We start from the raw sequence: 25,395 nt of genomic DNA on the forward strand, positions 1-25,395 counted from the left end.
CTAGAACCACTTACGTTTCTCATCAAGCAAACTTACGTACTGAATGTTCATTAGTAAGCTGGGGTTCGGCGAACGAGCCCCGGAATGTCACATGGCGGAAGGCAGGCGCGGCATGGCAGGGCGACCGATGTCCACGCCCGGATCCTCGGCCGGGGAGGTCTTCCGACTCATCCACCAGCAGCAGGCCGCGACACGTACCGATATCGGCCGGATCACCGGACTGTCCCGAACCGCCGTGACCCTGCGCGTGAACCAGCTCCTGGAGCAGGGCCTGGTCGCGGAACGGGCCGAGGGCGGCTCGACCGGTGGCCGGCCGCCGGTCCGCCTTGAGTTCCGCGTCGACGGCGGCATCGTGCTGGCGGCGGCCCTCGGCGCCAGCCGCGCGCAGCTCGCCGTGTGCGATCTCGCCGGCCGGGTACTGCGCGAGTCGGAGCTGCCGGTGGACAACAGCCGCGGCCCCGAGGCGCTGCTGACCTCGGCCGTCGACAGCCTTCAGGAACTCCTCGCGGCGACCGGACATACCGGGCACGAGATCCGCGGTGTCGGCGTGAGCGTGCCGGGCATGATCGACGCCACCACAGGCCGCAGCGTGAGCCCTTCACTCCAGCCGGGCTGGGGCGACATCCCGGTGGCGGAGTTCTTCACCCGGCGCTTCGCGGTGCCGGTCCGGGTCGACAACGACGTGAACGCCCTCGCCCTCGCCGAGCACCGGGTGCACCCGGAGGTCGACGACCTGCTGGTGATCAAGGCGTCCACCGGTATCGGCGCCGCCATCATCGCGGGCGGGCGGCTGCAGCGGGGCGCGCTGAGCGCCGCCGGGGAGCTCGGCCACATCAAGGTGTCCGACGCGGGCGGCGCGGCCTGCCGCTGCGGCAGCAGCGACTGCCTGGAGGCGGTGGCCGGGGGCTGGGCCCTGGTACGTGAACTGGCCGACGCGGGGCGGCCGGTGGCCGACGCGCTGGGCGTCGCCGAACTCGCCCGCGACGGCGACCCGGAGGCACTGAGGCTGATCCGGGAAGCCGGTCGCCGCATCGGCGAGGTCACGGCCGGGGCGGTCAACCTGCTCAACCCGGCGCTGATCGTGATCGGCGGCGACCTCGCACAGGCCTACGAGCCCCTGGTCGCCGGCATCCGGGAGCTGATCTACCAGCGCTCGACGACCGCGGTCACCCGCAGCCTGCGCTTCGAGTCCAGCTCCCAGCACGAGCACTCCGGAGTCGCGGCCTCGGCGGCGATGGTGCTCGAAGAGGTCCTGTCGGCCCGTGCCGTCGACGCGACGATCGGGGGCCGGGGGCGCGCCGCGCACTGACCCGGCACCCCCGACCGACGGGAGCCCAATTCCCGGGCGCCTGCGCTCAGTTCAGCGAGGGCTGGAAGTTCTGTACCGCGATGAGGAACGGCGGCGCCTCGTCCTCGGGTTCGGTCGGTGTGATGCGGAAGGTCTCGATGAACGGGATCGCCGCCCCGTCCGTGCCCGAAAAGGAGATGCCGGTCGCCGCGACGATCACGCTGCCCGCCTCGCTCCGGCCGCCCGCCTCGTGGGCCATGGCGGTCAGAATCTTGTGGGTGCCGCCAAGACGGTGGTCGATCAGGGACATGATCGCGGTACGGCCGGAGGCCTCGCGGCCGCCGGTCCGGTACCGGGACGTGTCGTCGTACAGCACGTCGAGACCGGCCGGAGGGCCGCCGAGCGCACCGTAGTAGAAGTCCAAGAACCGGTCCGCGATGGTTCTGTGATCGGGCATGCGCGGAGGGTAGCAAAGTCGCCGGGCCCAGTTCACTCCCGGTTCATTTTCCGCGGACCGTGCGGCCGAGCTCGCGCCGCGTCAGCGGCGGCCGAGCAGCGTGGTCAGTACGGAGTGCAACTCGCCCTCGGGATCGTCGGAGGCGCGCACCGACCGCCAGGCGACGAATCCGTCGGGCCGTACGAGGACCGCGCCGCCGGGTTCCACGCCGTGCAGCCGAGCCCAGTCGTCGTTGCCCTCGGGGACCAGTTCGCACTGCGGCCCGGGGCCCACCCGGAAGGCGTCCAGGGGGAGTTCGAGCCGGGCCGCGAGCCGTTCGGCCGCCGTGCGCCAGTGGTCGCCGTCCGGTCCGGTGAGCAGGACGAGGGAACGGTCGTACAGGTCCAGGGTGGACAGGCGTTGCCCTGCCCGGTCCACCCACAGGTGCGGGGCCCGGGTGCCGGGCTCGCCGTTCAGGCGCATGTCGTCGGGTACGACCGGCATCTCGGGGTCGGCTCCGATCACGGCGCCCGCGGGGTAGCGGTAGGCGAGCGCGACGGTCAGGATGCCGCCCGGCTTTCCGCCGCCGGGCTTTCCAGCGCCGGGTTTTCCGCCGCCCGGCTGGCCGCCTCCTCCCCCGGGGCCGGGAGTCGGTACGTAGCCGGGGTGCTTGTGCTCGGCGGAGCGGGCGGAGGCGCGCGCGGCCGTGGCCCCGGCGACCGGGCGCCGCTCGGTGTCGTAGCTGTCGAGGAGGGCGGGGCCCGCCCAGCCGTGGTGCACGGCGGCGAGTTTCCAGGCGAGGTTGTGGGCGTCCTGGATACCGGTGTTGGAGCCGAACGCCCCGGTCGGTGACATCTCGTGGGCACAGTCGCCGACCAGGAACACCCGCCCGTCGCGGAAGCGCTGGGCCACCCGCTCGGCCGCGTGCCAGGGGGCCTTGCCGGTGATCTCGACGTCGAGTCCAGGTTCTCCGACGGCGGTACGGATGTGCCGGGCGCAGCGCTCGTCGGTGAAGTCCTGGAGGGTTTCGCCCCGGTCGGGATGCCAGGGGGCGTGGAAGACCCACTGTTCCTCGTTGTCGACGGGGAGCAAAGCGCCGTCCGCCTCCGGGTTGGTGAGGTAGCAGGCGATGAAGCGGCGATCGCCGACGATCGGCGCGAGGTCCCGGGAGCGGAAGGTGACGCTCACGTTGTGGAAGAGGTCGCCCGGGCCGTCGTGGCCGATGCCCAGTGTTTCCCGTACCGGACTGCGCGGGCCGTCGGCGGCCACCAGGTAGTCGGCGCGCACCGTACAGTGCGTGCCGCTGTCGCGCTCCTTCACCAGTGCCGTGACGCCGTCCGCGTCCTGCTCGAAGGAGAGCAGTTCGCTGCCGAAGCGCAGGTCGCCGCCGAGGCGGCGGGCGTGCTCCAGGAGGACGGGTTCCAGGTCGTTCTGGCTGCACAGGCACCAGCCGCTGGGGCTGAAGCGGGCCAGGCCGCCGCCCGGATCCATCTGCTTGAACAGCCACTCCTGCTCGTCACCGGTCAGCGAGGGCGCCTGGAGGATGCCGTGGTTCCCGGCGAGTACGGACGCCGCCCTGCGGATGTCCTGCTCGATGCCCGCGACCCGGAACAGCTCCATGGTGCGGACGTTGTTGCCGCGGCCGCGCGGATGGTGGGACGTGCCGGAGTGCTTCTCGACGAGGAGATGGTCGACGCCGCGGCGGCTGAGGAACAGTGAGGTGGACAGGCCCGTCAGGGACCCGCCCACGACGAGGACCGGGACGCGGTGCTCGACGGTGGTTTCGGACATACCCGTCAACAGCTCCTTCTGTCATGGGGCGGTGGGGTTCCAGGGCGGGATCGCACGGGTATCCATGGGTCCCCGAAGTGCCGGGCCACCTCGCGGGGATTCACTCGATCAGCCCACTCAAGTCGCCTGAACGGACGCCTGCGGGCACGGTGGTCCGTGAGCAACGTTGTCACCCGCTTCGGCGGTCGTCGGGCGCCCCTGGTGCCTCGGCGGGCCCGGCCCGTGCGCGAGCGTCGCGCAGGCGGACTCGAGGTCCGTGCGCCGGGGGCCCGCTCCGGTGGTTCACCGGTGAGCGAGCGCCGGACAAGTCCAACTGTCCCTGTCCCCGATCCCCGCCAGGGCCGCCCGCGCACGGGCGCGGGCGTGCCCGGTTCCGGAAGGAGTTGGGAGCCGTGACGCTCGTGTCGCAGGACGTGTCTCGGGACGCATCGGCCCTCGTGACCCAGTCGGCCTTCGACGGGTCGCGAGTCCGGGTGGTCCTGCTGATCGAGGTCCACGAGGGAGCGCAGCAGCGCTTTCTGGAGGCCTACGAGCAGCTTCGCCACCGGGTGGCGTCCGTACCGGGCCATCTCAGTGACCAGTTGTGCCAGTCCATCGAGAACCCGTCGCAGTGGCTGCTGACCAGCGAGTGGGAGAGTGCGCCACCGTTCCTCGCCTGGGTGAACAGCGAGGCCCATCTGGATATGGTCCAGCCGCTCAACAGCTGTGTACGGGACACCAGGTCACTGCGTTTCAGCATCCTGCGGGAGACCTCGGGGACCGTGCCGTCGGGCACCCGCGACGCCGTCGCGGCGCCACGCTTCGGGGACGGTCTGGTCCGTCACGCGCTCACCTTCACCGTCGAGCCGGGCAGCGAGGGCGAGGTCGCGCGCATCCTCGCGGGGTACCGCTCCCCCGAGGCCCGCGCCGACGCACATACGCGTCTGGTGCGCACCACCCTGTTCATGCACGGCCATCGGGTCGTACGGGCGGTGGAGGTGCAGGGCGATCTGGTCACGGCGCTGCGGCACGTGGCGCGGCAGCCGGAGATCCGGGAGGTCGAACGGGCCGTCAATCCCTACCTGGAGCAGGACCGCGATCTCGACGACCCGACGTCCGCCCGCCGCTTCTTCACCCGCGCCGCGCTGCCCGCCGTGCACCGCATCGCGGACCCGGCGGCCGATCCCGGCGCGGCGCCGCGCCACGCGTTTCTCTACCCGGTGCGGTCCGGCTGCGGTACGGCCGTGGCACGGCTGCTGGCCCGTGAGGACGTACGGGCCGCGCGCGAGGGCCCGGACGCCGTCGCGGCGAGCACCGTGTTCCAGCAGGACGACGTGGTCGTACGGCTGGTGGAGACGGACGCGCCACCTGCGGAGCACTCCGCTCGGGTGCTCGGCGTGAGCGGACGGCGGGCCGGTGCGGTACTCGCGCGTCTCGTCGAAACCGACGGGGCACGGGAGCTCACCACCGCGGTCGGCCTGGAAAGCTTCCTCGCGCGCTGCCGGATGGACCTGGTCACCGACCGCAGAGCCGGACCGGCCGACCCGGCGGAGGTGACCGATACGGCCAACGCCGCTTGAGAAAGCGGGAGTTGGCACGAGCGACCGGGACCCGGAGCGCACCGGGCACGAACCCTTCGGTGCCGCCTTCCCCGCCGTGCGCCCGTTCCGCCGCCCACCGAGCGGCCGTCACCCGCCGGCCCGCGCCCCGTCCCTGCCCACAACCACGCACGCGCCCCTGGAGGTCGATCCCCCATGAACCAGCACCCCGCACGCATCGTCGCCCTGGACGACACCCCGCCCAACCGGCGCCGCGGCGGCGATCTGCGCGCCATGCTCACCCCGACCGCGGTCGGTGCCACCAGCGGATTCATGGGGATGGCGCTGATCCGGCCGGGCGAGCGGATCGGTGAGCACTACCACCCGTACTCGGAGGAGTTCGTGTACGTGGTGCAGGGCGAGATCGAGGTGGATCTGGACGGCGTGGCGCACCCGCTGCTGCCGGACCACGGACTGCTCATCCCGCCGTACACGCGGCACCGGTTCCGCAACGTCGGGGACGGCGAGGTCCGGATGGTCTTCCATCTCGGGCCGCTGGCACCGCGGCCCGAGCTCGGGCACGTGGACACCGAGGGCGCCGAGGATCCCGCGCCGGGAGCGGCCGCGCGCCCGGCCGCCGCGGATTCGCCGAAGGGCGCACGGAGTTCCTCATGAACAGGCCGGTGGCGGTGACCGGACTCGGCGTGGTGGCGCCGGGCGGAGGCGACGTGCCGCAGTTCTGGGACCTGCTGACGTCCGGGCGTACGGCGACCCGCGGCATCACCCTGTTCGACCCGGCGGGCTATCGCTCCCGGATCGCGGCGGAGTGCGATTTCGACCCGGCGCGGCACGGACTCGACGAGCAGGACGCCCAACGGGCCGACCGCTACGTGCAGTTCGCGAAGGTGGCCGCACGCGAGGCGCTGGACGACGCCGGGCTCGACCCGGCGGCGGAGGACCCGTGGCGGGTCGGGGTGTCGCTCGGCACCGCGGTCGGCGGGACCACCCGGCTGGAACACGACTACGTGGACGTGAGCGAGCACGGCGCCCGCTGGGACGTCGACCACACACGGGCGGGCGGGCAGTTGCACCGCGCCTTCCAGCCGAGCGCGCTGGCCGGGGAGGTGGCCGAGCAGGTCGGGGCGGGCGGCCCGGTGCAGACGGTGTCGACGGGGTGCACCTCGGGCCTGGACGCCGTCGGGTACGGCTTCCACTCGGTCGCCGAGGGCCGCCTGGACGTCTGCCTGGCCGGGGCCTCGGACTCGCCGATCTCCCCGATCACAGTGGCCTGTTTCGACGCGATCAAGGCGACCTCGGCCCGCAACGACGACCCGGAGCACGCCTCGCGGCCCTTCGACGCGGACCGGGACGGCTTCGTGATGGGCGAGGGCGGCGCCGTACTCGTCCTGGAGGACCTGGCGCACGCGCGGGCCCGCGGCGCACGCGTCTACTGCCGGATCGGCGGCTACGCGACGTACGGCAACGCGTACCACATGACCGGGCTGACCCGGGAGGGCCTGGAGATGGCCAAGTCCATCGAGGACGCCCTGGACCAGGCCCGGATCGACGGCTCGGACGTCGACTACGTCAACGCCCACGGCTCGGGCACCCAGCAGAACGACCGGCACGAGACCGCGGCCGTCAAACGCGCGCTCGGTCCGCACGCCTACGAGGTGCCGATGAGCTCCATCAAGTCCATGGTCGGACACTCGCTCGGCGCGATCGGTGCCATCGAACTGGTCGCCTGCGTACTGGCGTTGGCCCGCCAGGTGGTGCCGCCGACCGCCAACTACGAGAAGCCGGACCCGGTCTGCGACCTCGACTACGTGCCGAGGACCGCGCGCAGCATGCCCTTGCGCACCGTGCTGTCGGTCGGCAGTGGTTTCGGCGGCTTCCAGTCCGCGGTCGTACTGCGGTGAAACGGCAGGAGCAGACGATGAGTTCTCACGACTCACGGCACCCGGTGGTCACCGGGATCGGCGTGGTGGCGCCGGGCGGCGTCGGCGCCGAGGCCTTCTGGAAGGCGACCCGGGAGGGCATCCGGGTCCTGGACAGAGTCTCGCGCGAGGGCTGCGCGGAGCTTCCCCTCCAAGTGGCGGGCGAGGTACGGCAGTTCGATCCGGCGGATGTGATCGACGACCGGCTCCTCGTGCAGACGGACCGGTTCACGCACTTCGCGATGGCCGCGGCGGCCCTCGCCCTGGACGACGCCGATCTGCCGCCCGCCGGTGAGGCCCCGAGCGTTTCCCCGTACGAGATCGGTGTGGTGACCGCCGCCGGCTCGGGGGGCGGCGAGTTCGGGCAGCGCGAGCTTCAGAACCTGTGGGCGCAGGGCAGTCGGCACGTGGGCCCGTACCAGTCCATCGCCTGGTTCTACGCGGCCAGCACGGGCCAGATCTCCATCCGGCACGGCTTCAAGGGACCCTGCGGGGTGGTCGCGGCCGACGAGGCGGGCGGGCTGGACGCGCTGGCGCACGCCGCCCGGCAGATTCGCCGGGGGACCCGGGCCGTCGTGGTCGGCGCGGCGGAGGCACCGCTCGCGCCGTACTCGATGGTGTGCCAGCTCGGCTACCCGGAGCTGAGCACCGTCGCCGACCCGGCCCGCGCCTACCGGCCGTTCACCCGGGGCGCCTGCGGATTCGTGCCCGCCGAGGGCGGCGCGATGTTCGTCATGGAGACGGAGGACGGCGCGCGGGAGCGCGAACAGCGAGTGCGGGCACGGGTGTTGGGGCATGCCGCGACCTTCAGCGGCGCGCACGCCGGGGAGCGTACGCGAGCCGGGCTCGCGCACGCGATACGGGGCGCGCTCGCGGAGGCCGGACGTGCGCCCGAGGAGGTCGACTTCGTACTCGCCGACGCCCTCGGCACCCCCGACGCCGATCGCGCGGAGGCGGGCGCCCTCGCCGACGCGCTCGGCCCGCATGCCCGGCGGGTGCCGGTCACGGCGCCCAAGACCGGGTACGGGCGCGCCCATTGCGGAGCCGCCGTACTCGACGCGGCCACCGCGGTGCTCGCCATGGAGCAGTCCCTGGTGCCGCCGACGCCCGGCATCGTCGACACCTGCCACGACCTCGACCTGGTCACCGGCCGCGCACGCCGCGCCGAACTGCGCACCGCGCTGGTGCTCAGCCGCGGCCTGCTCGGCGCGAACGCCGCCCTGGTGCTGGGGCTCGGCGACCCGGCCGTCGCATGAAAGGAGGCGCACCCCCACCCACGGCCTCCCCCCAACTCGCCCTCAAGACCGAAGCGGACCACACAAGGAAGTGAGATCCATGACCGCTCAACTGACCTACGACGAACTGGCCTCGCTGATGAAGACCGGGGCAGGCGTCACCGCCGACCCACGGGCGATGGAGGGCGCACCGTCCTCGACCTTCGCCGACTACGGCCTGGACTCGCTCGGTCTGCTGGGCATCGTCACCGAACTCGAGAACAAGTACGGCACGTCGCTGCCGAACGAGGCGGAGACCTGCGCCACCCCCGACACGTTCATCAGGACCGTCAACACCGCACTCGCGGAAGGAGTCCGCTCGTGACCGGACACACCGAGAACGAGATCGCCATCGCGGCACCCGTCGACCTGGTCTGGGAGATGACCAACGACCTGGAGAACTGGCCGCAGTTGTTCAGCGAGTACTCGGCCGTGGACGTACTGGACCGGGACGGCGACACCACCAGGTTCCGGCTCACCATGCATCCCGACGACAAGGGCAAGGTGTGGAGCTGGGTGTCCGAACGGGTCACCGACCGCGACGGGCTCGTGGTCAACGCCCGCCGTGTCGAACCCGGACCGTTCCGGCACATGGACATCCGCTGGGAGTACGCGCCGACGCCCGAGGGCACCCGGATGCACTGGACGCAGGACTTCGCGATGCGGCCCGAAGCGCCGCTCGACGACGGTCAGATGACCGAGCTCATCAACCGCAACTCCCGCACCCAGATGGAACTGATCCGCGACAAGGTCGAGCACCGTGCACGCCAGCACCAGTCGGCCTCCGGACCCTCCCGCTGACCCCTGAGCCGCCCGCCGCCGGGGGCGCTCCGCCACGGCAGCGTCCCCAGCGAGCGGCGCCCGGCCGGAAGGGACACCTCATGCACCGTGCACTGATCGTCGCCCGGATGGCTCCGGAGTCGGCGCCCGAGATCGCGCGGGCCTTCGCCGAGTCCGACCGGGGTGAACTGCCCGATCTGGTCGGGATCACCGGCCGCAGCCTGTTCCAGTTCGGTGAGGTGTATCTGCATCTCATCGAGGCCGAGCAGCCGCCGGGACCCGCGGTGGCCAAGGTGGCCTCGCATCCTGAGTTCCGCAGCATCAGCGACCGGCTCTCCGCGTACGTCGAGGCGTACGACCCGGCGACCTGGCGCAGCCCGAAGGACGCGATGGCCCACGAGTTCTACCGCTGGGAGCGCGAGGCACCCGGCTGAGGGCGCCGACCCGGCAGAGCCCGACGAACAGGAACCGCAGCATCATGGCCCCGACAGACGACCTGACAGCAAACCCAGCAGACAACCCGGCAGACGTACGGGCCCGGGACGGGCGCGGGCAGAACCGGCCCGGGCAGGACGGGCCCGCACGCGACGGGTCCGGACCCGACCGGCGCGAGCAGGACCGGTCCGGGCAGGGTGCGCGCCCGCGCGGCACCCGGGCGCGCGACGGCTCGCGCGCCCGCGCGGAGGGGAGCGCCGACGCGGGTCCGCCCGCATGGCTGCGCTGCCCCGGCTGCGCCCAGTTGATCTACCACAAGCACTTCCGGCGCACCCTCGGTGTGTGCCCGGGCTGCGGGCGGCACACCAGACTGAGCGCGCCGGAGCGCCTGGACCAGCTTCTCGACGCGGGTTCGGCGACGCCCCTGGAGGCGCCGCCGCATGTGCACGACCCGCTCGGCTTCCAAGACCTGCGGCCCTACCCGGAGCGGCTGGCGGAGGCCAGGGCGGGGACCGGGCTGCACGAGGCGGTGCTCGGCGCACGGGGCACCGTGCTCGGACAGCCGCTGGTGACGGCCGTGATGGACTTCCGCTTCCTCGGCGGCAGTCTGGGCAGCGGCGCGGGCGCCCTGATCACCGCGGCGGCCCGCACCAGTCTGGCCGAACGCGTGCCGCTGCTGCTCGTCACGGCGTCCGGCGGGGCCCGTATGCAGGAGGGTGCGCTGTCGCTGATGCAGATGGCCAAGACCTCGCAGGCCCTCGGCGAACTCGACGAGGCGGGCGTACTCACCCTCTCGCTGGTCACCGACCCCACGTACGGCGGTGTCGCGGCCTCGTTCGCCTCGCTGCCCGATGTGATCCTCGCCGAGCCGGGGGCACGGCTCGGCTTCGCCGGTCCCCGGGTCATCGAACAGACCACCGGGCAGCAGCTGCCGGAGGGCTTCCAGACGGCCGAGTTCCTGCTCGACCACGGCATGGTCGACGACGTGGTGCCCCGCTCGGCACTGCGCCCGGCGCTCGCCCGTCTGCTCGCCGCGGGGCCCGGCGGCGGCCCGCGGGAGACGGCCCTCTCCCCCGCCCCGCCCTCGTCCTCCCCCGTTCTCCGGGACCCGGAGGAGGTGCCCGTGCGCGAGCCCGTGCGGGCGGTGCGGCTCGCACGGCATCCCGAACGTCCGACCGTCCTGGACTACGCCGACCGTCTGCTCGAAGACTTCCACGAACTGCACGGCGACCGGCTCGCGGAGGACTGCCCGGCCGTGACCGGCGGCCCGGGAAGCCTGGCGGGCAGACCGGTGATGCTGATCGGACACCACAAGGGCGGTCCCGCGCTGGCCCAGCGCAAGCGGCACCGGTTCGGCATGGCCACCCCCGCCGGGTACCGCAAGGCCGCGCGGCTGATGCGGATGGCGGCCAAACTCGGGCTGCCCGTCGTGACGTTGATCGACACCCCGGGTGCGAGTCCGGGCGCCGACTGCGAGAAGGGCGGCCAGGCCGTGGCCATCGCGGAGAATCTGCGGCTGATGTCGCGCCTGCCGGTCCCCGTGGTCGCCGTCGTCACCGGCGAGGGCGGCAGCGGCGGGGCGCTCGCGCTCGGTGTCGCCGACCGGGTCCTCGTCAGCGTCAACGGCATCTACTCCGTGATCAGTCCCGAGGGCTGCGCCGCCATCCTGTGGAAGGAACCGGAGGCCGCCCCTGCCGCGGCGGCCGCACTGCGCCTGGACGCACGGGAGTTGCTGCGGCTCGGCATCGTCGACGGAGTCGTCCCCGAGCCCGAGGGCGGGGCGCACCGCGACCACGGCGCGGCCGCCGCCCGGCTCGGCACCGCGCTCCACGAGGCACTCGCCGAACTGGCGGGTCTGCCCTCCGAACGTCTCCTGCGTGAACGCCGGGACCGCTTCCACCGTTTCGGTGCCGTGGCGGCCCCGCTCACCGAACCCGGAAGAGGCACACCGTGACCATCGACGCCGGCTCGAACGGACACAACGGCGGCCGCGACGGCGCCCAGCGGCTCACCCTCATCGGCGACCGGATCACCGGCACCGACCTCGCGCCGCTGGCCCAGGCCGATCTCGACTCCCTTGGCCGCACCCTGATGGAGCTCGCCCGCTCCGCGCCGACACCGCCGCTCCACATCAAGGTGCAGTACGGCCAGATGTCGGTGGAGGTCGACTGGCGTGCCCCCGGACCGGACGGCGCCGCGCCGGCCGCCCCGCCCGCTGCCGGAGGTACGTCAACTCCGGCCGCGCTGCCACCTGTTGCCGGCGCCGCGGCACCGACGTCACCGGCCGCCGAGGAGCACGGAGCCGACCGTGCCGCCCCCCTGTCGGTGGTCGCGCCGAGTGTGGGCACGTTCTACCACCGGCCCGAGCCGGGGGCGGAGCCGTTCGTCGCGGTCGGTGACCGCGTACAGCCCGGTCAGCAGGTCGGCATTCTCGAGGTAATGAAGATGATGAGCCCCGTGGCGGCCGAAGCGGCGGGCCGGGTCACCGAGTTCCTGGTGCCGGACGGCGGGTCCGTCGAGTTCCAGCAGCCGCTGATCGCGCTGGAACCTGTACCCGACGGGACGTCGTAGGGCGGGGGCGGCCATGTTCGAGACCGTACTCATCGCCAACCGGGGCGAGATCGCCCTCAGGATCGCGCGGACCTGCCGGGAGATGGGCATCCGTTCGGTCGCCGTGTACTCCACCGCCGACCGCGACTCGGCGGCGGTGCGGTTCGCCGACGCGTCCTGGCACATCGGCCCGGCGCCGTCCCCGTCCAGCTATCTGAGCATCCCGGCCGTGGTCGAGGCGGCACGCCTGTCCGGCGCGCAGGCCGTCCACCCCGGGTACGGCTTCCTGTCCGAGAACCCCGACTTCGCCGAGGTGTGCGAGAGCAACGGGATCACCTTCGTCGGCCCGCCCGCGCGGGTCATCGAGCAGCTCGGCGACAAGGCGGAGGCGCGCGCCGTGATGGGCGCGGCGGGCCTGCCCGTGCTGCCCGGTACGACCGAGGCGCTCACCACGCCCGCGGACGCCAAGGAGGCCGCACAGCAGACCGGTTACCCCGTCATCCTCAAGGCCGTCGCGGGCGGCGGGGGACGGGGCATGGCGGTGGTCCGCGATCCGGACGACCTGGTCCAGGCCTTCAAGACCACCCGCGCGCACGCGCGCAGCGTCTTCGGCGACGACCGGATGTACCTGGAGCGGTACGTGGACGACGCCCGCCACATCGAGGTGCAGATCCTGTGCGACCGGCACGGGCACGGGGTCCATCTCGGCGAGCGGGACTGCTCGGTGCAACGGCGGCACCAGAAGCTGATCGAGGAGTCGCCCGCGCCCCGGCTGTCCGATCCGGTGCGGCGGCGCATGTGTGAACTCGCGGTACGCGGCGCGCTGGCCGTCGGCTATGTCGGTGCGGGCACCGTGGAGTTCGTCTTCGCACCGGACGGCGAGTTCTTCATGATGGAGGTCAACTGCCGCCTCCAGGTGGAGCACGGCGTCACCGAACTGGTGACGGGCATCGACCTGGTACGCGAGCAGCTCCGGGTGGCGGCGGGCCTTCCGCTGGAGCTGCGGCAGGAGGACGTCGTCCCGCGCGGGGTGGCCATGGAGTGCCGTGTCAACGCGGAGGATCCGGCGCGCGGCTTCTGTCCGGCGCCCGGCCTGCTGACCGAATTCGGCCTGCCCGGCGGCCCGTTCGTCCGGGTGGACACCCATGCCTTCCCCGGCTGGCGGATCGGACCCGACTACGACTCGCTGCTCGCCAAGGCCCTCGTATGGGCGCCCGACCGGGAGACGGCACTGTCCCGGATGGACCGGGCCCTGTCCGAGTTCCGGATCGAGGGCCAGGGCGTGGCCAGCACCATCCCGTTCCTGCGGACCACGCTGGCCCACCCCGCCTTCCGGACGGCGCGTCACACCACGGGTCTGGTGGCGGAGATGAGCCGGGAAGGGTCCTCCGACTCCGAGTCCGGGTCCGAGTCCGGGTCCGAATCCGCGTCCGAATCCGCGTCCGGTACGAGCACCGAGACGCGTACGAAGACCGACGGCGACCGCGACGAGGCAGCAACTCCGTAGTCGTCGCGGCCCGTTCGGGGAGCGGGCCGCCCGCACCTCTCCATCAGGGCGGCAACCGGCGCGCACAGGCTGCCGGTTGCCGCCCGCGTGCGCCGCCGTACAGCTGAACCCTCCCGTACACCCGGGCCTCTCGCGTCACGGCAATGCCCCGGTCAGGGCCGGTCGGTGGGCGAACCGGCCACGGGCTTCTTGCCACGTGCCAGTGAACAAATCGTGAGCGGCCTCAACATCCGGCCGGAAGAAGGGGATGCTTCACATGCTGGCCGCGGCGGTTCTTTCGACGTCCGGGGCCAGGGATGACCTCTACCCGTGTACGAGAGGAGGCAATGTGGCAACTCCGCTCTCAGCGGACCGTATGCTTGCCGCGCTCCGCGCCGAGGGTGTGGACGTCGCCGAACACAAGGGCTGGCGTACCCACAACCGCAACGAGGCCGGACCCTGGGGCGGCGTGAACGGCGTCCTCATCCACCACACCGCGGGCAGCAACAGTCTCGGTCTGGTGTGGAACGGCCGCTCGGACCTCCCCGGTCCGCTCGCGCACACCCATCTGGCCAAGGACGGCACCGCGACCATGGTGGGCAACGGCCGCGCGAACCACGCGGGGAAGGTCGCCCGCAACGCCTACGACGCCGTGGTCAACGAGTCCGCCACCCACCCCAGGCCGTCGTCGGCGGGCGGCACCGTGGACGGCAACCGGCACTTCTACGGCATCGAGATCGAGAACCTCGGCAACGGCAGGGACCCGTACCCGGCCGTGCAGTACGACCAGGCGGTCCGCTGGGCCGCCGCGATCTGCCGCGCCCACGGCTGGTCCCAGCACTCGGTGGTCGGCCACAAGGAGACCAGCATCGAGGGCAAGATCGACCCCTCGTTCGGCATGACCGCTTTTCGCGCCGCCGTCGCCGAGCGGCTGGCGCACCCCGCTGACTGGAACCCGGAGGATGACATGCCCCAGTACGTGAACGTCGGAATCTCCTCGGAGTACACGCTGGCTCCGGGCGCGTGGGATTCGGTCGAGTTCACGGCCGAGTGGTCCGACGAGGCGGGCGACCACGCCAACGACGGCAGTGTGTGGGTGCGCGGCGCCTGCCGCTTCTCCGGTTCGCTGAGCCTGCGGGTGGAGGGCCTGACCTCCGGCGCGTCGGTGGCGGTGCGTATGTCGGAGTACGAGGGCGACACGCTGGTGGTGGACCACCCCGTGCACGGGATCAGCGGCAAGGGCACGGTGTCCGCCGTGGTGCCGCTGGTGAAGCGGATCGGGGCGGGCCGCAAGATGCGGATCCGGCTGTTCACCGGGCAGGACTCACCCCGGATCGTGGTCAGCAGCGCGGTCCTGAGCGCGCTGGTGTGGAAAGAGGGCTGAGAGCGGGAGCGAGGGCCGTTCGAGAGAGGAACGGCCCCTGGTCGGCATCAAGTGCACTGCGTGCAGGGGTAGTTGGCCGGGCTTCATGGCGTGGCTTCGTGGCGTGGCTTCGTGGCGTGGCTTCGTGGCGTCGCTTCATCGCGTCGCTTCACGGCGTCACTTCACGGCGTCACTTCAGCGCGTCCCCGGGTTGCGGCCCGGGGACGCGCCCCCGTTTTCGGGACCCCTCTTACCGAAGCGACCCGGCCGCGCGTGCGCAGGCCGCGCGCAGCCCGGACAGGTCGATGAACTCGGTGTGCGTGCCCGCGCTGCCGCAGGCGAAGGCGCCGGACACTGATCCGGCCAGTACGCACTCCTCGTAGGGCCGCCCCTCGAAGAGGGCGTACAGGAAGGCGGTCACGAAGGCGTCGCCCGCGCCGTTGCTGTCGACCACGGGCCGTTCGGGGCGCACCGCGGCGAAGTGCCGTACCTCCCGCTCGCCGCGGACCAGGAGATGGCAGCCCGCGGCGCCGTCCGTGGCGAGGGCGAGGCGGGCCCTGCCCCGGTCGACGATCGTGTGCAGTACCTCGTCGAGGCGGTGGTGGATCGCGGCAGCGCTCAGGAAGACGTAGTCCGAGGCGAGGGCGTAGGTGCGGTGGTGCGGGTTGCTGCCGTCCCAGTCGTGCAGGTCGGTGGAGCAGCTGAGGCCGAGCCGGTGGACGTCCTCGTACATGTCCCGGTTGGTGCCGGTGATCGAGAGGTGGACGTGCCGGGCGCGCCGGAGGTGGGGCAGGTAGAAGTCGCGGGGCAGGCGCAGGTCCGCCGGATGGCGGGCGTCGTAGAAGGAGAAGCGGCGGCCCTCGGCGTCGACCAGGTTCACACCGCGTGGGGTGCCGTGCTCGGACACCACATGGCTGAAGTCCAGACCGAGCCCGGCGTAGTGGGCCAGGACGGCGCGGCCCTGCGGGTCGTCGCCGAGGAAGTCGATGAACTTGGTGGCCAGGCCCAGGGCGTGCCAGCCGAGGGCGACACCGTTGCCGGTGTGGGCGACGTAGTCGTGGACCGGGGGTACGGACACCGAGTCGCCGGGCGGCAGGGCGAGCGCGTCGACGCGGACGACTGTGTCCACTCCGGCGCCGCCGACCACCAGGACGTCGTACTGCGGCTGCGTCATCGGGCTCTTTCGTGGGCTTGTCGGGCCGGAGGTCGGGTCAGGGCCGGGTGCGGTCCCGGCAGGCGGTGGTGGAGCCGCGTACCACCAGCTCGGGCAGGAAGAGGAACTCGCCGTACGGGGCGGGCGTGCCGTCGATCTCCTCCAGGAGGGCCCGAACCGCCGCCTGTCCGATGGCCTGGACGGGCTGGCGGATGGTGGTCAGCGGCGGATCGGTGAACGCGATGAGGGGCGAGTCGTCGAAGCCGACCACCGACACGTCGCGGGGTACGTCGAGGCCGAGCGCGCGGGCGGCGCGGACGGCGCCGAGCGCCATCATGTCGCTGGCGCACACCAGGGCGGTGCAGCCGCGATCGAGCAGCGCGGTCGCCGCGGCCTGGCCGCCTTCGAGGGTGTACAGGGAGGACTGCACGAGCTCGTCGGCCTGTGTGTCGGAGCGGCCGAGGTGCTCGCGCAGTCCGAGGCGGAAGCCTTCGATCTTGCGCAGGGCGGGCACGAAGCGCGGCGGTCCGACGACGAGGCCGATCCGGGTGTGCCCGAGCGAGGTGAGGTGGGCGAGGGCCAGTTGGACGGCGGCCCGGTCGTCCGTGGCGACGAAGGGCGCCTTGACCTGGGCGGAGAATCCGTTGACGAGGACGTGGGGGACGCCCCGGCCGCGCAGTGCTTCGTAGCGGCCCATGTCGGCGGTGGTGTCGGCGTGCAGTCCCGAGACGTAGATGATGCCGCTGACGCCGCGGTCCACCAGCATGTCGGTCAGTTCGTCCTCGGTGGAGCCGCCGGGAGTCTGGGTGGCGAGGACCGGGGTGTATCCCCGGCGCGTCAGGCCCTGGGCGATGACCTGGGCGAAGGCCGGGAAGATCGGGTTGTCCAGCTCGGGTGTGATGAGACCGACCAGGCCCTCGCTGCGTCGGCGCAGGCGCACGGGGCGTTCGTAGCCGAGCACGTCGAGCGCGGCGAGTACGGACTCGCGGGTGCCGACCGCCACTCCTGGCTTGCCGTTGAGTACCCGGCTCACGGTGGCTTCGCTGACACCGGCGTGCGTGGCGATGTCGGCAAGCCGTGCGGTCATGGGACGGGACTGTACCCGGCGAGCCCCTACTTTCCCACTCCTTGCGGCTTCTTACAGAAAGAGATGCGCACCCTCTCCCAGGCGACCGCCGGAGGCCGTACCGTCTCTCCGGATACCGCTCCCACGGCCCTGAAGTCGGCACTCTTCCTGCAAGAAGGCAACGATCGGGCAACGGGCGAGAGCGCTCGTGCACCTGGACCCGAGCGCCGGAGCGCCGGGCGGCACCAGCGATCATGAACCGCCACTCCACTCAGCTTTCTTGCAGAAATTTGCGGCAACATCTTTCGAGAGCTTTTCAACGCTGTTACGTTGCTGGCAACCCGGCGCCGCGTCAAGAGCGGCCAGCAGGGAGGCACCCTCTTTGCCTCCCCTCCCTTCCGGGACCAATGAAGGAGTTCACATGCGGCGTGGCATAGCGGCCACGGGGCTCGTTGCGGCCCTGGCGATGACGGCGGCAGCGTGCGGTGGCGGTGACGACGGCGCCGACCAGCAGAGTTCGGGCGAGATCGCGGGCACGGTCACCTTCTGGGACACCTCCAACGACGCGGAGAAGGGTGTCTACAAGAAGCTGGCCGAGGACTTCGAGACGCTGCACCCGAAGGTCGACGTCAAGTACGTCAACGTCCCGTTCGGTGAGGCCAACGCCAAGTTCAAGAACGCGGCGGGCGGCAACGCGGGCGCCCCTGACGTGATGCGCACCGAGGTCGCCTGGACCCAGGACTTCGCCTCGCTCGGCTACCTCGCCCCGCTCGACGGCACCCCCGCGCTGGCCGACAAGGACGACTACCTGCCGCAGGCCGCCGCGAGCACCGAGTACCAGGGCAAGGTGTACGCCGCCCCGCAGACCATCGACACGCTCGGGCTCTTCTACAACAAGAAGCTGCTCCAGAAGGCGGGCGTCGAGGTCCCCGGCTCGGTCGAGGACCTGAAGTCGGTCGCGCCGAAGATCAAGTCGAAGACCGGTGCCACCGGCCTCTACCTGCGCGGCGACGACCCGTACTACTACCTGCCCTACCTGTACGGCGAGGGCGGCGACCTGCTCGACACCGCGAAGAAGAAGGTCACCGTCGACGGGCCCGAGGGCGCCAAGGCCTTCGGTGTCATGAAGGACCTGGTCGACTCCAAGGCGGCGGTCACCGACTCCAGCGACGGCTACAACAACCAGCTCAACGCCTTCAAGGACGGCGATGTCGCGATGGCGCTCGACGGGCCCTGGTCCGTCGAAGGCGCCCTGCAGGGCAAGCAGTTCAAGGGCGACCGGGACAACCTCGGCATCGCCCCGGTCCCGGCCGGGTCCGCGGGCCAGGGTGCCCCGCAGGGCGGCTGGAACCTCGCGGCCTACGCGGGTTCCGAGAACCTCGCCGCCTCCTACGAGTTCATCAAGTACATGAGCTCCGCCAAGGTGCAGCAGAAGACCACCGAGAAGCTCAGCCTGCTGCCGACCCGCAACTCGGTCTACAAGGTCAAGTCCGTCCAGGACAACAAGATCGTGCAGTTCTTCAAGCCCGCCGTGGACAAGGCCGTCCAGCGGCCGTGGATCCCGCAGGGCAACTCGCTGTTCGAGCCGCTGCGGCTGCAGCTCGCGCAGGTGCTCAGCGGCAAGACCTCGCCCGAGGACGGCGCCGGGAACGTCGGTGACGCGTACCGCAAGCTGCTCGAGGACTACAAGTAGGCCGCCGGCCGGCCACCCACGGCGGACCACCACGGCTCACGACGTACCGGCACGGACCACGAACGCACGATGAGAAAGAGGAGGGCTGACCGCACCATGCCTGTCCCCACGGGCCCGGCGGCGGCACCGGCCGCGGAGGCGGAGGCGAAGAGCCCCCGCGGCCGCGGCCGCCCGTCCGGCAAGAACCCGGGCAAGCTGCGCAGGGCGCTGGCCACCCACTGGTACGCCTGGAGCATGGTCGCCCCGGTGGTGGTCGTGATCGGCGTGATCATCGGCTATCCGCTGGCGCGCGGCGTCTATCTGTCGACCACGGACGCCAACGAGGCGAACGTCGAACGGCACATCGGCGTCAACCACATCCCGGCCACGTACGAGTCCGTCGGTCTCGACAACTACCGCGAGATCCTCTCCGACGCCGTGTTCTGGGACCGGCTCGGCTGGACCGTGACCTGGACGGTCTCCTGTGTCGCGCTGTCCTTCGCCTTCGGCCTCGCCCTGGCCACCATGCTGAACCGCAAACTGGCGGGGCGTTCCGTCTACCGCATGGCGCTGATCCTGCCGTGGGCGGTCCCGGCCTTCGTCTCGGTGTTCACCTGGCGGCTGCTCTTCAACGAGAAGAAGGGCATCCTCAACGAGATCCTCGCGGGCGGCGGCATCGACGCGGTGCCGTGGCTCAACGACCCGACCTGGGCGAAGATCGCGGTGATCACGGTCAACGTCTGGCTCGGCATCCCGTTCATGCTGGTCGCCATGCTCGGCGGACTCCAGTCCATCCCGGCCGAGTTGTACGAGGCCGCGGAGATGGACGGCGCGAACGCCTGGCAGCGCTTTCGCCATGTGACCCTGCCGGGACTGCGCTCCGTCGCCAGCACGGTGATCCTGATCAGCAGCATCTGGACGTTCAACATGTTCCCGGTGATCTTCCTGCTGACCAGGGGCGGGCCGGGTGACTCCACCGAGATCCTGGTGACCTACGCCTACCGGCTCTCTTTCGTCGTCAGTCCGCGCGACTTCGCCGGTTCCGCGGCCTGGGGCGTACTGATCCTGCTCCTCCTTTCGTTCTTCGCGGTGATCTACCGCCGTGCGCTGCGCAAGCAGGGAGAGGTGTGGTGACCACCGTGACCACCGACGCACACACGCAGCAGCAGCCCGGGCGTACGCGGAAGGGCGAGGGCCGACCACCGGGCCCACGACGGAAGGTGCGGCCGCGCGGCGAGCGCGGGCCGCTGGCCTCGGTGGCACTGCATCTCGGCCTGCTCGTCGCCAGCGCGGTGGCCGTCCTGCCGCCGTTCTGGCTGCTTGTCACCTCGTTCAAGCCGCAGAGCGAGGCGTTCTCCACCTCGCTGGTGAAGGACTTCACCTTCGGCAACTACGACCACGTCCTGAACGACACGGAGTTCCTGAGCTGGCTCGGCAACTCCCTGCTGGTCGTGGGCCTGACCACGGTCATCGGCGTACTGATCTCGGCCACCACCGGCTACGCCGTGAGCCGTTTCCGGTTCCCCGGGATGCGGCCGCTGATGTGGCTGCTGCTGATCACCCAGATGTTCCCGGTCGCGGTGCTGATCGTGCCGCTGTACAACCTGCTCGCGAAGTTCAACCTGCTGAACCAGCCCCTCGGTCTGGTCCTGACCTATCTGACCATCGCGGTGCCGTTCTGCGCGTGGATGATGAAGGGCTACTTCGACACCATCCCGGTCGAGATCGACGAGGCGGGCCGGGTCGACGGGCTCAACCCCTTCGGCACCTTCTGGCGGCTCATCGTGCCGCTGGCCAAGCCCGGCCTGGCCGTCACCGGCTTCTACAGCTTCATCACGGGCTGGGCCGAAGTCGCCTACGCCTCCGCGTTCATGACCGGCGAGGAGAACCTGACGCTCGCCGGCGGCCTGCAGACCTTCGTCAGCCAGTACACCAGCGACTGGGGCTCGCTGACCGCGGCGGCCGTGATCGTCGCGGTGCCCGCCGCGGTGGTCTTCGGCTTCGCCCAGAAGCACCTGGTCTCCGGCCTCACCGCGGGCGCGACCAAGTCCTGACGCGTCACCCCTCTTTCCGCCCCCGGGTCGCGGGCCCACGCGCACCCCGCGCGTTCGCGACCCGGCGGGGCCGCCCCGCCGTGCCCCGCCCCACCCCACACGACACCAGGGAAGACATGACCCAGCATCTTGCTGCCGCTGCCAGCCCCGACGCCGCCGTACCGGACTCGCGATGGTGGCGCGACGCGGTGATCTACCAGGTCTATCCGCGCAGCTTCGCCGACGGCGACGGCGACGGCATGGGCGACCTGACGGGCATCCGCAGCCGGTTGCCCTACCTCAGGGACCTCGGCGTCGACGCCGTCTGGCTCAGCCCCTTCTACGCCTCCCCGCAGGCCGACGCCGGATACGACGTCGCCGACTACCGTGCCGTGGACCCCATGTTCGGCACCCTGCTCGACGCCGACGCTCTGATCCGCGAGGCCCACGCACTCGGTCTGCGGATCATCGTGGACCTCGTGCCCAACCACTCCTCCGACCGGCACGACTGGTTCCAGCGGGCCCTGGCCGAGGGCCCCGGCTCGCCGCTGCGCGAGCGCTACCACTTCCGCCCCGGCAAGGGCGCACACGGCGAACTGCCCCCGAACGACTGGGAGTCCATCTTCGGCGGGCCCGCCTGGACCAGGGTCGCCGACGGCGAGTGGTACCTGCATCTTTTCGCCCCGGAGCAGCCCGACTTCAACTGGGAACACCCGGCGGTACGCGACGAGTTCCGCTCGATCCTGCGGTTCTGGCTCGACATGGGCGTGGACGGCTTCCGGGTGGATGTGGCCCACGGCCTGGTCAAGGCGGCCGGGCTGCCGGACATCGGCGCCGAAAACCAGCTCAGTCTGCTGGGCAACGATGTCATGCCGTTCTTCGACCAGGACGGCGTGCACGAGATCTACCGGAGCTGGCGGAAGGTACTCGCCGAGTACTCCCCCTGGCCTTCGGCCGGGGGGACCCCCAGCGAGCGGATCATGGTAGCCGAGGCCTGGACCCCGACCGTCGAGCGCACCGCGAACTACGTACGCCCCGACGAGATGCACCAGGCGTTCAACTTCCAGTATCTGGGCACCTCTTGGGACGCCGCGGAGCTGCGCACCGTCATCGACGCCTCGCTCGCCGCGATGCGTCCGGTCGGCGCCCCGGCCACCTGGGTGCTGTCCAACCACGACGTGACCCGGCACGCCACACGTCTGGCCAACCCGCCGGGCCTCGGCACGCAGTTGCGCACCGCGGGCGACCGGGAACTGGGGCTTCGCCGGGCGCGCGCCGCGACACTGCTGATGCTGGCGCTGCCCGGTTCCGCGTATGTGTACCAGGGCGAGGAGCTCGGCCTGCCCGATGTCACCGATCTGCCCGACGAGGTACGGCAGGACCCCTCGTTCCTGCGTGCCGCGCAGGCGGACGGCGCGAGTGGCCAGGACGGCTTCCGCGACGGATGCCGGGTGCCCATACCGTGGACCGTCGAGGGTTCCTCGTACGGCTTCGGACAGGGCGGCAGTTGGCTGCCGCAACCGGCCGAGTGGGGCGGGCTGAGTGTGCAGGCGCAGTCCGGCGACCCGGCGTCCACGCTGGAGTTGTACCGCAGGGCGCTCGCCGTGCGGCGCGCGCAGCCGGGGCTCGGCGCGGGTGAGGACGTCGAGTGGCTCGACGCTCCCGAGGGCGTACTGGTCTTTCGCCGCGAGGGATTCGTGTGCACCGCCAATGTCACCGGCTCGCCGGTGACGCTCGCGACGCCGGGACGGCTGCTGCTGGCGAGCGCGGACCTGACGGAGGACGGCCCGCACACCGTGCTGCCCGCGGACACCACCGCCTGGTGGGCGGTGTGACCCAGCCCAAGCGGGACGCCGAGCGCGCCTCCCCGCGGCTCGCGGACATCGCCGCGCAGGCCGGGGTCAGCGAGGCGACCGCGAGCCGGGTGCTCAACGGCAAGGCGGGGGTCTCGGCGCCCACCCGGCACCGGGTCCTCGCCGCCCTCGACCTCCTTGGCTACGAGCGTCCGGTGCGGCTGCGGCGGCGCAGCGCGGGCCTGGTCGGCCTGGTGATCCCGGAACTGACCAACCCGATCTTCCCGGCGTTCGCGCAGGTCATCGAGCAGGTCCTGGCGGGGTACGGCTACACCCCGATGCTGTGTACGCAGATGCCGGGCGGGGCCACCGAGGACGAGTTGGTGGAGCAGCTGGAGGAGCGCGGGGTCAGCGGCATCGTCTTTCTGTCGGGCCTGCACGCCGACACCGCCGCCGATCCCTCGCGCTACCGCGAACTCGCCGCGCGCAAGGTGCCGTTCGTGTTGATCAACGGGTTCAACGAGCAGATCCCGGCGCCCTTCGTCTCGCCGGACGACCGCTCGGCGGTACGGATGGCGGTGCGGCATCTGGTCGACCTGGGGCACGAGCGGATCGGTCTGGCCGTCGGCCCGGCCCGGTACGTGCCCTCGCAGCGGAAGGCGGGCGGCTTCACCGCCGCACTGCACGCCATGCTCGACATCGCACCCGAGGAGGCCCAACTCCTCGTCCAGCACACGCTGTTCACGGTGGAGGGCGGGCAGGCGGCAGCCGATTCGCTGCTCGATCTGGGGTGCACGGCGGTGGTCTGCGGCAGTGACCTGATGGCGCTCGGCGCCGTACGGGCGGTGCGGCAGCGCGGGCTGCGCGTGCCACAGGACGTCTCGGTGGTCGGCTTCGACGACTCGCCACTCATCGCGTTCACCGATCCGCCGCTCACGACAGTGCGGCAGCCGGTGCAGGCGATGGCCGCCGCCGCGGTGGGCGCCCTGCTGGAGGAGATCAACGGAAATCCGGTGCACCGTACGGAGTTCGTCTTCCAGCCCGAGCTCGTGGTCCGGGGGTCCACCGCCCAGGCGCGGGGGTGACCGGTCCGACCGGCCGGGCGCGTGGGACCCACTCCCGTGGGACCTCCGGCCGGCCGGACCGGAGCACTGGGTGAACGTAACATCGCCGCAAGGTCTTGCGGAAGACTTTGCACACGGTCACACGCTCCGCATTCCCGCCGCAACACGGGTGTGCGCACAGGGGGTTGACCACCTCGCGCGAGGGCCGTACGGTCCGGAACCGCAAACAGATTCTGTCTGTTTGCAGAAAGATCCTTCATAGGTCTCATGGGCACGGCGCGTTGCCGAACGAGGCTGCCTCAGTCACGTGCATCCCGCCCTGCGCTCAGGAGGTCCCATGCCCGGCCCAACAGCCACCCGCCGTAAGTCCGTTGCCGCGGCCCTCGCCGTGCTCGCCGGTGTCGCCGGCACCCTCGTCCTCGGCCCACCGCAGGCCCAGGCCGATCCGCCCGGTAGCAAGGACGTCACCGCCGTCCTCTTCGAGTGGAAGTTCGCCTCGGTGGCCAAGGCCTGCACCGAACGGCTCGGCCCCGACGGCTACGGATACGTCCAGGTGTCCCCGCCCCAGGAGCGGTTGCAGGGCAACCAGTGGTGGACGGGATACCAGCCCGTGAGCTACCGCATCGGCTCCCGGCTCGGCGACCGCGCCGCGTTCGAGGCCATGGTGGACACCTGCCACGCCGCGGGCGTCAAGGTGGTCGCCGACGCCGTCATCAACCACATGACCGCCGGTTCCGGCACCGGTTCGGCGGGCTCGCCCTTCACCAAGTACGACTACCCGGGCATCTACTCGGGCGCCGACCTGGACGACTGCCGGAGCGAGATCACCAACTACACCGACAAGTGGCACGTCCAGCACTGCGAGTTGGTCGGCCTCGCGGACCTGGACACCGGCGAGGACCACGTCCGCGGCCGGATCGCCACGTACCTCAACGACCTTCTGTCGCTGGGCGTGGACGGCTTCCGCATCGACGCGGCCAAGCACATGCCCGCCGACGACCTGAAGAACATCAAGTCCCGGCTGAGCAACCCGGACGTCTACTGGAAGCAGGAGACGGTGTACGGCCAGGGAGAGGCGGTCTCCCCGGCCGAGTACACCGGCACCGGCGACGCACAGGAGTTCCGCTACGGCTGGGACCTCAAGCGCGTCTTCAAGGGCGAGAAGCTGGCGTACCTGAAGAACTTCGGCGAGGGCTGGGGCTATCTGCCCAGCGCCAAGGCCGGGGTGTTCGTCGCCAACCACGACACCGAACGGCACGGCCAGACCCTCACCTACAAGGATGGCGCCAGCAACACCCTCGCGCACGTCTTCATGCTGGCCTGGCCGTACGGGGCCCCGGACGTGCACTCCGGCTACGAGTTCAGCGACAGCGACGCGGGACCGCCCAACAGCGGTCAGGTCAACGCCTGTTACACCGACGGCTGGAAGTGCCAGCACGCCTGGCCGGAGATCCGGAGCATGGTCGCCTTCCGCAACACCACCAGCGGCAAGCCGGTGAGCGACTGGTGGGACAACGGCAACAACGCGATCGCCTTCGGCCGCGGCGACCAGGGCTATGTGGTGGTCAACCACGAGAGCTCCGCCCTGGAGCGCACCTTCCAGACCTCGCTGGCCGCGGGCACGTACTGCGATGTGCAGAGCGGCGGGAGCGTCACCGTCGACGGCTCGGGACGGTTCACCGCGAAGCTCGCGCCCGACACCGCGCTCGCCCTGCACACCGGTGCCAAGGACTGCTGAGCCGGCACCTCTCGCCCCT

21 protein-coding genes and 1 pseudogene are annotated in these 25,395 nt (G+C 71.4%); 18 read left to right on the plus strand and 4 right to left on the minus strand.

Translation table 11 applies throughout. From position 1 onward, the window contains the following. The first annotated feature begins 112 nt into the window (after nucleotides 1–112). Complete coding sequence (locus tag HUT18_RS00425; RefSeq protein ID WP_176096739.1) at nucleotides 113–1,309, plus strand: ROK family transcriptional regulator; 1,197 nt, start codon at nucleotides 113–115, stop codon at nucleotides 1,307–1,309. A gap of 46 nt (nucleotides 1,310–1,355) precedes the next feature. Here the strand turns inward: HUT18_RS00425 and HUT18_RS00430 are convergent, their stop codons facing one another. Together HUT18_RS00430 and HUT18_RS00435 are read right to left on the minus strand one after the other, a co-directional pair. Continuing rightward, nucleotides 1,356–1,745 (minus strand): ketosteroid isomerase family protein, encoded by a 390-nt coding sequence (locus tag HUT18_RS00430; protein ID WP_176096741.1) that lies wholly within the window; start codon nucleotides 1,743–1,745, stop codon nucleotides 1,356–1,358. A gap of 81 nt (nucleotides 1,746–1,826) precedes the next feature. Further along, nucleotides 1,827–3,515: an FAD-dependent monooxygenase gene (locus HUT18_RS00435; protein ID WP_176096742.1), complete on the minus strand. Its 1,689-nt coding sequence runs from the start codon at nucleotides 3,513–3,515 to the stop codon at nucleotides 1,827–1,829. 392 nt (nucleotides 3,516–3,907) lie between these two features. On the opposite strand from HUT18_RS00435, the gene HUT18_RS00440 reads away from it, so the two are divergent. The 11 genes from HUT18_RS00440 (at nucleotide 3,908) to HUT18_RS00490 (ending at nucleotide 14,878) form a co-directional block, all read left to right on the plus strand. Then, nucleotides 3,908–5,074 carry a SchA/CurD-like domain-containing protein gene (locus HUT18_RS00440; RefSeq protein ID WP_254878362.1) on the plus strand — a complete coding sequence of 389 codons (1,167 nt, stop codon included), beginning with the start codon at nucleotides 3,908–3,910 and terminating at the stop codon, nucleotides 5,072–5,074. Between the two features lie 174 nt (nucleotides 5,075–5,248). Further along, on the plus strand, nucleotides 5,249–5,707 hold the full coding sequence (locus HUT18_RS00445) for a cupin domain-containing protein (RefSeq protein WP_176096746.1): 459 nt from the start codon (nucleotides 5,249–5,251) through the stop codon (nucleotides 5,705–5,707). Continuing rightward, nucleotides 5,704–6,951 carry a beta-ketoacyl synthase gene (locus HUT18_RS00450; RefSeq protein ID WP_176096748.1) on the plus strand — a complete coding sequence of 416 codons (1,248 nt, stop codon included), beginning with the start codon at nucleotides 5,704–5,706 and terminating at the stop codon, nucleotides 6,949–6,951. Before HUT18_RS00445 ends, HUT18_RS00450 begins: the two co-directional genes overlap by 4 nt. A 17-nt stretch (nucleotides 6,952–6,968) precedes the next feature. Then, a complete protein-coding gene (locus tag HUT18_RS00455) occupies nucleotides 6,969–8,225 on the plus strand; it encodes a beta-ketoacyl synthase N-terminal-like domain-containing protein (protein ID WP_176096750.1) in 1,257 nt (418 codons plus the stop codon). A 79-nt stretch (nucleotides 8,226–8,304) separates the two neighbouring features. Continuing rightward, entirely contained in the window at nucleotides 8,305–8,568 is a 264-nt protein-coding gene (locus tag HUT18_RS00460) for an acyl carrier protein (RefSeq protein ID WP_176096752.1), read from the plus strand. Then, nucleotides 8,565–9,044 carry an SRPBCC family protein gene (locus HUT18_RS00465; RefSeq protein ID WP_176096753.1) on the plus strand — a complete coding sequence of 160 codons (480 nt, stop codon included), beginning with the start codon at nucleotides 8,565–8,567 and terminating at the stop codon, nucleotides 9,042–9,044. The genes HUT18_RS00460 and HUT18_RS00465 overlap by 4 nt, the downstream gene beginning before the upstream one ends. A gap of 80 nt (nucleotides 9,045–9,124) precedes the next feature. Beyond that, complete coding sequence (locus tag HUT18_RS00470) at nucleotides 9,125–9,457, plus strand: TcmI family type II polyketide cyclase (RefSeq protein ID WP_176096755.1); 333 nt, start codon at nucleotides 9,125–9,127, stop codon at nucleotides 9,455–9,457. Between the two features lie 44 nt (nucleotides 9,458–9,501). Then, nucleotides 9,502–11,412: an acetyl-CoA carboxylase, carboxyltransferase subunit beta gene (gene accD, locus HUT18_RS00475; protein ID WP_176096757.1), complete on the plus strand. Its 1,911-nt coding sequence runs from the start codon at nucleotides 9,502–9,504 to the stop codon at nucleotides 11,410–11,412. Continuing rightward, complete coding sequence (locus tag HUT18_RS00480; protein WP_254878363.1) at nucleotides 11,409–12,029, plus strand: acetyl-CoA carboxylase biotin carboxyl carrier protein subunit; 621 nt, start codon at nucleotides 11,409–11,411, stop codon at nucleotides 12,027–12,029. Before accD ends, HUT18_RS00480 begins: the two co-directional genes overlap by 4 nt. Before the next feature lie 13 nt (nucleotides 12,030–12,042). After that, complete coding sequence (locus HUT18_RS00485; RefSeq protein WP_176096759.1) at nucleotides 12,043–13,515, plus strand: acetyl/propionyl/methylcrotonyl-CoA carboxylase subunit alpha; 1,473 nt, start codon at nucleotides 12,043–12,045, stop codon at nucleotides 13,513–13,515. 328 nt (nucleotides 13,516–13,843) lie between these two features. Further along, nucleotides 13,844–14,878, plus strand: coding sequence for an N-acetylmuramoyl-L-alanine amidase (locus tag HUT18_RS00490; protein ID WP_176096761.1), 1,035 nt, complete (start codon nucleotides 13,844–13,846; stop codon nucleotides 14,876–14,878). Nucleotides 14,879–15,107: 229 nt separating this feature from the next. Here the strand turns inward: HUT18_RS00490 and HUT18_RS00495 are convergent, their stop codons facing one another. Then, nucleotides 15,108–16,031 (minus strand): carbohydrate kinase family protein, encoded by a 924-nt coding sequence (locus HUT18_RS00495; protein ID WP_176096763.1) that lies wholly within the window; start codon nucleotides 16,029–16,031, stop codon nucleotides 15,108–15,110. Between the two features lie 37 nt (nucleotides 16,032–16,068). After that, the gene (locus HUT18_RS00500; protein WP_176096765.1) at nucleotides 16,069–17,097 is read right to left on the minus strand and encodes a LacI family DNA-binding transcriptional regulator; all 1,029 of its coding nucleotides are present in this window, start codon (nucleotides 17,095–17,097) and stop codon (nucleotides 16,069–16,071) included. A 400-nt stretch (nucleotides 17,098–17,497) separates the two neighbouring features. Here HUT18_RS00500 and HUT18_RS00505 point away from each other — a divergent pair, with 400 nt between their 5' ends. The 6 genes and pseudogenes from HUT18_RS00505 to HUT18_RS00530 form a co-directional block, all read left to right on the plus strand. Then, nucleotides 17,498–18,769: an extracellular solute-binding protein gene (locus tag HUT18_RS00505; protein WP_176096767.1), complete on the plus strand. Its 1,272-nt coding sequence runs from the start codon at nucleotides 17,498–17,500 to the stop codon at nucleotides 18,767–18,769. Between the two features lie 96 nt (nucleotides 18,770–18,865). Further along, entirely contained in the window at nucleotides 18,866–19,882 is a 1,017-nt protein-coding gene (locus tag HUT18_RS00510; protein ID WP_176096768.1) for a carbohydrate ABC transporter permease, read from the plus strand. An 86-nt stretch (nucleotides 19,883–19,968) separates the two neighbouring features. After that, the gene (locus HUT18_RS00515; RefSeq protein WP_176104207.1) at nucleotides 19,969–20,802 is read left to right on the plus strand and encodes a sugar ABC transporter permease; all 834 of its coding nucleotides are present in this window, start codon (nucleotides 19,969–19,971) and stop codon (nucleotides 20,800–20,802) included. 116 nt (nucleotides 20,803–20,918) lie between these two features. Then, a complete protein-coding gene (locus tag HUT18_RS00520; RefSeq protein WP_176096770.1) occupies nucleotides 20,919–22,616 on the plus strand; it encodes a glycoside hydrolase family 13 protein in 1,698 nt (565 codons plus the stop codon). Then, nucleotides 22,604–23,659 (plus strand): LacI family DNA-binding transcriptional regulator, encoded by a 1,056-nt coding sequence (locus HUT18_RS00525; protein WP_254878364.1) that lies wholly within the window; start codon nucleotides 22,604–22,606, stop codon nucleotides 23,657–23,659. The genes HUT18_RS00520 and HUT18_RS00525 overlap by 13 nt, the downstream gene beginning before the upstream one ends. A gap of 316 nt (nucleotides 23,660–23,975) precedes the next feature. After that, nucleotides 23,976–25,373: pseudogene (locus HUT18_RS00530) on the plus strand (alpha-amylase family protein); the annotation flags it as partial. Nucleotides 25,374–25,395: the final 22 nt, after the last annotated feature.

This window comes from Streptomyces sp. NA04227 (assembly GCF_013364195.1).
Lineage (GTDB): Bacteria > Actinomycetota > Actinomycetes > Streptomycetales > Streptomycetaceae > Streptomyces.